Origin of the sequence: Streptomyces capoamus (assembly GCF_014654935.1) — a bacterium.
GTDB lineage: Bacteria > Actinomycetota > Actinomycetes > Streptomycetales > Streptomycetaceae > Streptomyces > Streptomyces capoamus.
The window spans coordinates 333,939-343,474 of record NZ_BNBF01000006.1 but is presented as its reverse complement, the minus strand read 5'-3'; the positions used below and the strand labels follow the sequence as shown (position 1 = coordinate 343,474).

General features: G+C 67.6%; 7 protein-coding genes. 4 read left to right on the top strand and 3 right to left on the bottom strand.

The annotated features are described in order from the left end of the window. The 4 genes from eccCb to IE312_RS12960 form a co-directional block, all read left to right on the top strand. A partial coding sequence (eccCb, locus tag IE312_RS12975; protein ID WP_229899627.1) for a type VII secretion protein EccCb occupies positions 1-3,162 on the top strand: 3,162 nt, incomplete at its 5' end. A 166-nt stretch (positions 3,163-3,328) separates the two neighbouring features. After that, positions 3,329-3,850, top strand: coding sequence for a hypothetical protein (locus IE312_RS12970; protein ID WP_189981304.1), 522 nt, complete (start codon positions 3,329-3,331; stop codon positions 3,848-3,850). A 28-nt stretch (positions 3,851-3,878) separates the two neighbouring features. Beyond that, positions 3,879-6,164 (top strand): DUF6571 family protein, encoded by a 2,286-nt coding sequence (locus IE312_RS12965; RefSeq protein WP_189981301.1) that lies wholly within the window; start codon positions 3,879-3,881, stop codon positions 6,162-6,164. 207 nt (positions 6,165-6,371) lie between these two features. Beyond that, positions 6,372-6,725: a hypothetical protein gene (locus IE312_RS12960; protein ID WP_189981299.1), complete on the top strand. Its 354-nt coding sequence runs from the start codon at positions 6,372-6,374 to the stop codon at positions 6,723-6,725. Between the two features lie 303 nt (positions 6,726-7,028). Here IE312_RS12960 and IE312_RS12955 read toward each other — a convergent pair whose 3' ends face one another. The 3 genes from IE312_RS12955 to IE312_RS12945 form a co-directional block, all read right to left on the bottom strand. Beyond that, on the bottom strand, positions 7,029-7,328 hold the full coding sequence (locus IE312_RS12955; protein WP_189981297.1) for a WXG100 family type VII secretion target: 300 nt from the start codon (positions 7,326-7,328) through the stop codon (positions 7,029-7,031). A 76-nt stretch (positions 7,329-7,404) separates the two neighbouring features. Beyond that, complete coding sequence (locus IE312_RS12950; protein ID WP_189981296.1) at positions 7,405-7,749, bottom strand: WXG100 family type VII secretion target; 345 nt, start codon at positions 7,747-7,749, stop codon at positions 7,405-7,407. Between the two features lie 126 nt (positions 7,750-7,875). Beyond that, entirely contained in the window at positions 7,876-9,117 is a 1,242-nt protein-coding gene (locus IE312_RS12945) for a S8 family serine peptidase (protein WP_370467551.1), read from the bottom strand. Positions 9,118-9,536: the final 419 nt, after the last annotated feature.

Sequence of the window (9,536 nt, the reverse complement as noted above, 5' to 3'; positions counted from 1 at the left end):
GACGGTGCCGGCAGCGTCCGTCTGATCGGCACCGACCCCGTGGAGCTGGAGGACCGGCTCGCTGCCCGGCTGGAGGGCCGCCCGCGGTTCCACCCCGGGGGAGCGCCGGTGCCCGAGCAGCCCCACCTGGTGGTCGTCCTGGACGGGGTCTCCCTGCCGCCCGACTCCCTGCTCGCCAACCCCGAGGGCCTGCAGGGCGTGACGGTCCTGGAGGTCGTACCGGGTGACCTCACCACCGGCCGCGGCGACCTCTCGGTCGTCGTGCAGCCCGGGTCGCTGCGCCTGGAGTCGGCCCACGGCATGGTCTACGAGGGGACGCCGGACGTCCTGTCGTACGAGGCGGCGGAGGCGCTCGCCCGCCAACTCGCGCCGCTGCGCATGGTGTCGGGTGGCGACGACGACGAACCGCTGCTCGCCAACCTGGAGTTCACCGACCTGCTGAACCTGGGCGACGCCGCCTCGGTCGACCCCAAGCGCACCTGGCGGCCCCGCTCGCAGTCGGAACGGCTGCGGGTGCCCATCGGTGTCGGCGAAGACGGCCGGCCCGTGATGCTCGACCTGAAGGAAGCCGCCCAGGAGGGCATGGGCCCGCACGGCCTGTGCGTGGGGGCGACCGGTTCCGGCAAGTCGGAGCTGCTGCGCACCCTCGTCCTCGGACTGGCCGTGACCCACTCCTCCGAGACGCTGAACTTCGTCCTCGCGGACTTCAAGGGTGGTGCGACGTTCGCCGGCATGGCGCAGATGCCGCACGTGGCGGCCGTCATCACCAACCTCGCCGACGACCTGACCCTCGTCGACCGCATGGGTGACTCCATCCGCGGTGAACTGAACCGCCGCCAGGAGATGCTCCGCGACGCGGGCAACTACGCCAACATCCACGACTACGAGAAGGCGCGCGCCGCGGGCGCCCCGCTACAGCCGATCCCGTCCCTCGTCCTGGTGATCGACGAGTTCAGCGAACTGCTGACGGCGAAGCCGGACTTCATCGAGATGTTCGTGCAGATCGGCCGTATCGGCCGGTCGCTGGGTGTCCACCTGCTGCTCGCCTCGCAGCGCCTGGAGGAGGGCAGGCTCAGGGGCCTGGAGACCTACCTCTCGTACCGCATCGGCCTGCGGACCTTCTCGGCGGCCGAGTCCCGCGCCGCGCTCGGCGTCCCGGACGCCTACGAACTGCCGAACGTCCCCGGCTCCGGCTTCCTCAAGTACGGCACGGACGAGATGGTCCGCTTCAAGGCGGCGTACGTCTCCGGGGTGTACCGCACCAGCTCCCAGCAGGTCGCGGCGCTCGGCGGCCCGCTGCCCGTCGACCGCAGGCCGGTCCTGTTCACCGCGGCCGAGGTCCCCGTGCAGTACGCGGCGATCCCGCGCCAGCGCCAGGAGGAGCCCGGCGAACGGCAGGACGACGCGCTCGCCGACACCGTGCTCGACGTCATCGTGCGGCGCCTGGAGGCCCAGGGCCCGGCCGCCCACCAGGTGTGGCTGCCCCCGCTGGACAGCCCGCCCTCGCTCGACGCCCTGCTGCCGGGGCTCGCCCCGGTACCCGGCCGCGGCATGACCCAGCCCGGCTACGAGGGCGCGGGCCGGCTCGTCGTCCCGGCCGGCCTCATCGACAAGCCGTACGAGCAGCGGCGCGACCCGCTCTGGCTGGACTTCGGCGGCGCGGCCGGCCACATGCAGATCATCGGCGGTCCGCAGTCCGGCAAGTCGACGCTGGTGCGCTCGATCATCGCGTCGTTCGCGCTGACCCACAACCCGCGGGAAGTGCAGTTCTACGGCCTGGACTTCGGCGGCGGCGGCATGGCCGCGGTGGCCGGGCTGCCGCACGTCGGCGGGATCGCCTCCCGGCTGGACCCGGAGAAGGTCCGGCGTACGGCGGCCGAGGTGTACGGCGTCATGACCCGCCGCGAGGAGTACTTCCGCTCGGCGGGCATCTCCTCGATCGCGGAGTTCCGCACGCGCCGCGCACGCGGGGACATCTCCGTGACCGACCAGCCGTGGGGCGACGTGTTCCTGGTCATCGACGGCTGGGGCAACTTCCGCACGGACTACGAGGCCCTTGAGCCGATGGTCCTGGACATCGCCGCGCGCGGCCTGGGCTACGGCATCCACCTGATCCTCACCGCCTCGCGCTCGATGGAGGTCCGCGCGAACCTCAAGGACCACCTGATGAACCGCCTCGAGCTGCGGCTGGGTGATCCCATGGACTCCGAGATCGACCGCAAGGTCGCGGCGAACGTGCCCAGCGGGGTGCCGGGGCGCGGACAGACCCCGCAGAAGCAGCACTTCATGGGGGCGGTCCCGCGCATCGACGGGCTCTCCTCCGACACGGACCTCTCCGAGGCGACGACCGCCCTCGCGGCCGAGGTCACCCGCCACTGGCAGGAACCCGGCGCCCCCGAAGTGCGCCTGCTACCCCGCGCGTTCCCGGCCGCCCAGCTCCCGCCGGGCGACCGCCACCCGAACCGCGGCATCTCCTTCGCCCTCGACGAGGACAACCTGGAGCCGGTGTACGTCGACTTCGAACAGGACCCGTTCTTCCTGGTGTTCGGCGAGAGCGAGTCCGGCAAGTCCAACCTGCTGAAGCTGATCATCAAGCGGCTGACCGAGCGGTACGACGGCAGCACCTGCAAGCTCTTCGTCGTCGACAACCGCCGCTCGCTGCTCGGCGTGACCCCGGACTCGCACCTGGCCGAGTACATCCCCATGTCGAACCAGATGCAGCACCACATGGACGCCCTGGCCGACCTGATGCAGCGCCGCACCCCGACCGCCGACGTGACCCCGGAGCAGCTGCGCAACCGCAGCTGGTGGCGGGGGCCCACGGTGTACGTCGTCATCGACGACTACGACCTCGTGTCCACGTCCACCGGCAACCCGCTGGCCGGTCTGACGGAACTGCTGCCGTTCGCCCGGGACGTCGGCGTCCGCTTCATCATCGCCCGCTCCACGGCGGGCGCCGGCCGCGCCGGTTTCGAGTCCTTCATGCAGCGCATCAAGGAACTCGGCGCCCAGGGCGTCGTCCTCGCCGGCGACCCGACCGAGGGCGACCTGCTCGGCGGAGTCCGCCCGCGACCGATGCCGGCGGGCCGGGGCGTCTTCGTGTCCCGGAAGCGGGGGAGGCCGATGGTTCAGGTGGGGTTGGTGTCCGACGGAACCGACTGACGAGCATCGGCACCGCGGACGCGGGCGGTGGCTCGGGCGGCGTGCGCGTCCACGGCCGGAAGAGTCACTCCCCGCGTCCGCGGTGTTGCTAGTTTGAGCGGACCTAGACAATCCGTGCCGGACAGCAGTCACCGGACGGAGGGGCACGGGGAGACGGATCACAGCCATGGCATGGGATGAATGGGACCGGCTCAAGACGGATGCGCTGACGCGCCAGCAGGATGCGTCGACGCACATGCGGCTCAACCAGCTGCCGTCGGACCTCGCCGGCGGCTCGGCCACGGTCCCCGGCCAGACCGGTGACCTCAAGGTCACGCAGCACGACCTGACGAGGATCGGCAGCCAGGCCCACACCCTCTACAACCAGCTCTGGGACAAGGCCCGACTGGCCGGCACCAGTGTGGACTCGGCGGCGAGCGACCTGACCAAGCAGGGCTTCGCTCTTGGCGCCGGCCTGCAGCACGTGTCGAACAAGTGGGAGACACAGCTCAACTCGCTGTTGGACGCGTGCGCCCAGATCTCCAACCACATGCAGGTCACCAAGAAGATCCACGCAGGCGACGACGCCTACATCCAGCGGCAGATGAGCAGCATCGACACCCTGGACGCCGGCTTCGACGAGCGAGTCGGGCGCCCGGGGGAACACAACCCGGTCTACGGCTCGCCACAGTCACCGAAGAAGAAATGATCTCGACGCATGACGGGGACGCCGACTCATGGACCTTGACGCTCTTCGCTTCGCCAACTTCAAGCTGCTCGATGACGCCGTCGAGGACTGGGGACGCATCGTCCGGAATCTGAAGGATGTGGCGGAGGACGCTGAAAGCGGGCTGCACCAGGCCGCGAACAAGGCCGACTGGGCCGGTGAGAACAGCCGGGTCAGCAAGGAGTTCGTCGGGAAGACGGCCGGGGAGTTCCAGGACGCCCACACCCAGGCGCAGTCCATCCACGCCATCCTGAGCGACACGGCCGGGGAACTGAAGGCCTATCAGAAGCAACTCGCGGCCGCGATCGAGCGAGGGCTGAAGAAGAATCTGACGGTGACGGACACCGGCAAAGGCACGTTCACCGTGACGATGAACGTGCACCCCGACCGCGCCGCGTCCGGGTACACGCCACCGGAACACGACGAGCACGACGTCACGGTCCTCCGGGACGAGGTCGAAAAGATCCTCAGCAAGGCAACCGAGAGCGACATCTCGGCGAAGACCGTGCTTACGGCTCTCGTGGACCAGACCGACTACGGCTCCTCGGATGCGGTCTACAAAAATCGCGACTCGGCCGATGCTGCCCTCAAGGAAGCGGATGAGTTGGCCGCCCTTGCCAAGAAGGATCCCGAGGAACTTACGCCCGCCGACTTCGACAAGCTCAATGAGGGACTGAAGAAGTACGCCGACGACCCCCTGTTCGCAGAGCGCTTCGCCACCGGACTCGGGCCGGAGAAGACGCTCGAGTTCTGGGCTGGGCTCAATGACCCGCACAAGGCCGCGCAGCTGGGACAGGAGCGGGTCGGCCAATACGACGACCTGCAGCGCAGCCTCAGTCTGACGCTCGCCAGTGCCTCGCAGAGCGACTCGGCCGCTATGACCGGGTGGAAGAGCAAGATGGTCAGCCTGGGTGATCACCCCGTCGGCGGGCAGACAGGGCCCATGGGTTTCCAGGTCATGAGCAACCTCATGCGTGCAGGGGACTACGACGACGGATTCCTCAGGAGCTACGGCACCGCTCTCATGGCCACCGAGCGCAAACTCACGGGCGACGGCGAGCACCCGAACATGGCCTGGCGGCGGACAGGGATCGCCATCGGCCCACGGCTCAACCGCATGGGCGACGACAGCGGCTCTGACCCGCTGAGCGGCTATCTGCGAGCACTCACCAGCAGTCCGGACGCGGCCACCGACTTCCTCAGCAAAGATTTCCTGCCCAAGGAGGGAGACCGCAAGGAGGCCGTCTCCAACTTCACCTATCTCTTCGAGGACCGGGAGTGGCCCAAGGAGGCCGATCTCAAGGGCGACGACATCCACCCCGGCCAGAACAACCTGGCCATGGCCATGGAGGCGGCCACCACCGGGCACCCGGCGGGTGAGCTGCCGACCGCGGACACCCCGGCGCACAACGGCCAGCAGGCCAAGCTCATGGCAAGCGTGGTCAAGTCCATCAGTGACGACCCCGGCCGTCTGACCGATCACGGCTACATGTCCGACAGCATCGGACAAATGGCGTCGGAGTATCTTCCGGACATCAACCGGGCCACGACCGATGTGAAGCCTGATGCGCACTCCGAGCAGTGGCAGCAGATCGAGAAGCTCTTCCCCGTCACGGGTGCATCCGCCGAGATGAATCACGCCGACGTGTCCCGCTTCCTGATCGCAGTCGGACAGAATCCCGAGGGATACTCCGCAGTGGAGGTCGCCCAGAAGGCTTACATGGCGAACCTCATGGATCACCACCTGAACCCGGACCTGCCCGTGAGTCAGCGGTACGACGCGAGCGTGGAAGACACCGTCAAGGAGATCTCCCGGCGGTCCGCGGAGATCGGCGGCTCCCTGGCCATCGGACGCCAGGAAGCCGTCCTCGGCCCCGCGAAGGAAGAGGACGACGCCTACAACCACGCGGTGTCGCAGTGGCAGAACGTCGCGAACGGCGTCGTCGGCACCGGCATCGGAGTGGGCACGAGCTTCGTCGCGTCGCCGGCTGCCGGTGCCGCAGCCGGCGGCGTCGCCGGAACCGTGAGCAGCGTGGTACTCGGAGAGCTGTTCCAGGACGTCGAGGGCAGCAAACTCGAGGACAGCGGGCTGGACTCCGCCAAACTGTGGGAGGACAGCCGAGAGCGGAATATCGCCCTGGCCCAGCGGGCGGCCGTCGAGGCGGCCAAGGCGCACCACCTCCCCGACGCCGGCAAGGTCGGCGGATGGGCCATGGACGCGACTCAGAATGGCTTCAACGACGCGTCCACGAACGGCCGGCACATGGCCGATGACCTTGAGACCGAGATCTCCTAAACAGGAACCGAGATGCCGCCTATCCGACCCCACTCCCTCTTGGTACGCGTCGTCGGTCTCGTGGCCGCCACTCTGACCGTGACGAGCTGCTCTCCGGGAAACAAGGAGGAGAAACGGGAGTACGCCGTCCCGTCGTCACTGTGCGGAACTCCCGTGCCGACCACGGCTCTTGAACCGCTCCTTCCACCAGGGAAAAAGATCTCCTCCGTGAAGAGCGGGCCCTCCGGCTTCACCCGTTGCCGGGTGATGGTCGACGGACGGAGCGCCGTCACCAGCATCATCGACCAATGGGAGTCGGGCACCAGTCTCACCAACGTCGCCTACAGCACGTACGGTCTGACGTCCGACAGCGTCAAGAAGAAGGGGGCGAGCTACATCGTCTCCGACTCGAAGGCAGTGGCACACGCCTCGTGCAGTAAACTGCAGAAAGAAGGCCACGAGCTCTTCACGGTGATCCGGAAGGAACAGGGCACAGTCGACGGGACCGCGATGGAGAAGGCCATCACCGCGTTCACCGCTGCGGTGTCCACGTCCCGGCAGTGCACCGCATCCCACGCTTGAGCAGGACGGACGTACCGCACGCCTCTCGTCCGCATGCGAGGGACCGCTCGCGCACGGCCGGCCAGTGCGTCCACCGAGCGAGCCGCCGGATCTCGAATGCCGTGCCGTCCAGGTGCACGTGTCGCCGTGGCCGGCCGGGTGGGCAGCCAGTCGAGGGCTGAGGCCTCGAAGTCGGGCAGGGGTCGCCGTGCGTGGGAGGACAGCCTCTCCCCATAGAGTGCAAGACTCTGGCACAACGACAAGGTGGGCGCCTCCCGCGCGCGCCCACCCTGGAGTTGCTTCGTCGCTTCCGCGAGCCTCGGCCTACCGGAAGTAGCTGGCGGCCTTCTTGTCGCCTTCCATGTACGTACCGCCGGACTGGGCGACGACGTGGCCGATACCCGTCAGCGCCTGGTGGATGTCGTTCGCCTCCTTGTCCCAGTGGTTCAGCTTCTCGTTGAAGGTGTCCTGGGCGGCACCCTCCCAGTACTGCAGGCTGCTCACGACCAGCCGGCGCAGCTCGCCGAGGTCCCGCTCGAGCTCACTCGCCTCGTTGCCGATCTTGGTAGCCGCGATGTCGAGCCCGTCGTAAGTGACTGACAGGCCGTCAGCGTTGTTGGCCATACCTGTTTCCTCGTCTCGCTGATGTGTATCCGTGGGTGCGCCGGGTGTCCGGCAGAAGTCCTGAATGCCGCTCGGATCAGTAGGAGCTCAGGGGAGACACCGTCGGGGCGCCGTCCCGCACGTCGATCTTGTTGACGGCCGCGCGGACCTCGTCTTCCTTGCTGTCCTTGATGTTGCGCGTCGCGGTCATGGCCTCGATGACGTCACCGAGGATGCCGCCGATGGCCTGCAGCGACTGGTTGATCTCGAACTGCTTCGAGTCGAATGCGGCACGACCAATACCGTGCCACTGGCCCTCCAGGCCGTCGATCACGCCCTGCAGCCCGTGCACGCGCTTGCGGATGCCCTCGTACTTCTCCAGCATCTGCTTCTGCAGGTGGATTACTGCGGCATCTTCGAGCTTCTGCTTGTTGTCGGCCATCTCAGCCCTTTCTCTGTCTGTCTCTTGGTCCAACTGTCTCGGCCCACTGCCACGCGAAGCGCCACGGCGGTGGACGCGTACTGCATCCCTATCCGAAGAGCACAGGGCTACAGACGGCTGACGACGTCACCTGGCACGCCGCGCCCGAGCGACGGCCACTCCCCCACCACCGACCACGAGGACCGCGGCCACGGCGCCGAGCACGACCCAGAGGGTGCTGTTGTCGTTCGACGACTCCGCACTCGATCCTGCCGCCGACGTCCCGCCGGTAGAACCCTTTTCGGGGGCTTGTGACGGGATTGATGCGGAAGGCGAAGGGGCGGACGAGGAGGAGGCGGAGGATGCTGTGGACTTAGCGAGCAGGTCCCCGCCGTTCTCTGCCCGAAGCGGGTCCACATGAGCCGACCCTGCCTCGTAGTCTGCGTTCTCCAGCACGAGGCGGGGACGGATGAACCCGTAACCGGCGTATTTGCTCGGGTTGTTCTTGGCCCAGGTGCGGCCAGCCGTGTCGATCAGGGCACGGGTGACCTGGTTGACCGTCCAGTCGGGGTGCGCGGACCAAATCAGGGCCGCCGCGCCCGATGCGATCGCTGCTGCCGAACTTGTACCGTTCACGTCGTCGCAGTACGAGCGGAAATTGGTATCGCACCACCCTGGGAAGCCCTGGCCCGGAGCGGAAAGGTCCACCGAATTGCCGGATGAGGAGAACTTCGACACCGTCAGGCTCTTGTCGGCTGATGCGACGCCAACTACATACGGGAAGCCTGCTGGATAGCCGATGTTGTCCCCGGAGGAGCGCCCCTTGTTGCCGACGGCCGCTATCAGTAGCTTGCCCTTCGAGGCCGCGTACTTGATGGCCTCTTCAACCTCAGGGAAAGGCGCCGCATTGCCGAACGACATATTAATGATTTTCGCATCTGTGTCAGCTGCCGCCCTGATCGCCTCTGCGGGTTCGGGAGTCTTCTTCTTCTCCGCCGCGCCGCCCTTCAGACCCTTGAGCTCCACGCGATACGGGACAATCTTCGCACCCGGCGCCAGTCCCTTAAGACTGCCACCAGCTCCCGTACCAGCGATCAACTCCGCCATGGTCGTCCCATGACCCTCGTAATCGACCGTCGAACGGTACGCCACCGACGCTGGGGTCTCGCCGGTCAGGACTTGACCCTTGAGTGACGGGGTGTTTGCGTTAACGCCCGTGTCGATGAGAGCGACCTTGACCCCCTTGCCCGTACTGGCCTTCCACATCTGCTCGGCCTGCATCGGACCCAAGTACCACTGCTTAGCCTGTACATCGTCCGCCACGGCACTCGGAGCAAGCCCGACGGTCGCAGCCGCCAGGGCACCGACGACCGCGCCCACGGCACGCACACGTCTACCGTTGTGCGTCCCGTGGAGCGAAGTCCGCCCGGCTCGTCGGCTCATCCCTGACTTCATCGTCTTCCGTGTCCTTTATCGCGGTCAGTTCGTCACCGGCGGCACATCACGCCGGGGCTTGTCGGACGGATGCGTCTCTTCGTCCACGTCCTCGGGCTTCCCCTTCCGGCCGGCACCGCGTACGAGACCGGCGCCACCCCGCGTCATCCCGTTCCGCTCGGCTACCGCACCGGAGTTTCGCCCGGTCGGCCTACCCGTGACAGCCTCCGGCGTGCCCGCACCGGTACGAGACCCGGTCGAACCGGCCGGCTTCGCGCCGGGCCGCGCCGCGGACTCGGGCGCGCCGAAGACACCGCGCTGACCGAGTCGACCCGCTCTCGACTGCGTGTTGGCCTGTCCTTCAGCCCCGACGA

Coding starts and splice junctions, on each gene's coding strand:
- IE312_RS12955 (WP_189981297.1), bottom strand. CDS start 7,328: ATGGCCAACAACGCTGACGGCCTGTCAGTCACTTACGACGGGCTCGAC.
- IE312_RS12965 (WP_189981301.1), top strand. CDS start 3,879: ATGGACCTTGACGCTCTTCGCTTCGCCAACTTCAAGCTGCTCGATGAC.
- IE312_RS12950 (WP_189981296.1), bottom strand. CDS start 7,749: ATGGCCGACAACAAGCAGAAGCTCGAAGATGCCGCAGTAATCCACCTG.
- IE312_RS12970 (WP_189981304.1), top strand. CDS start 3,329: ATGGCATGGGATGAATGGGACCGGCTCAAGACGGATGCGCTGACGCGC.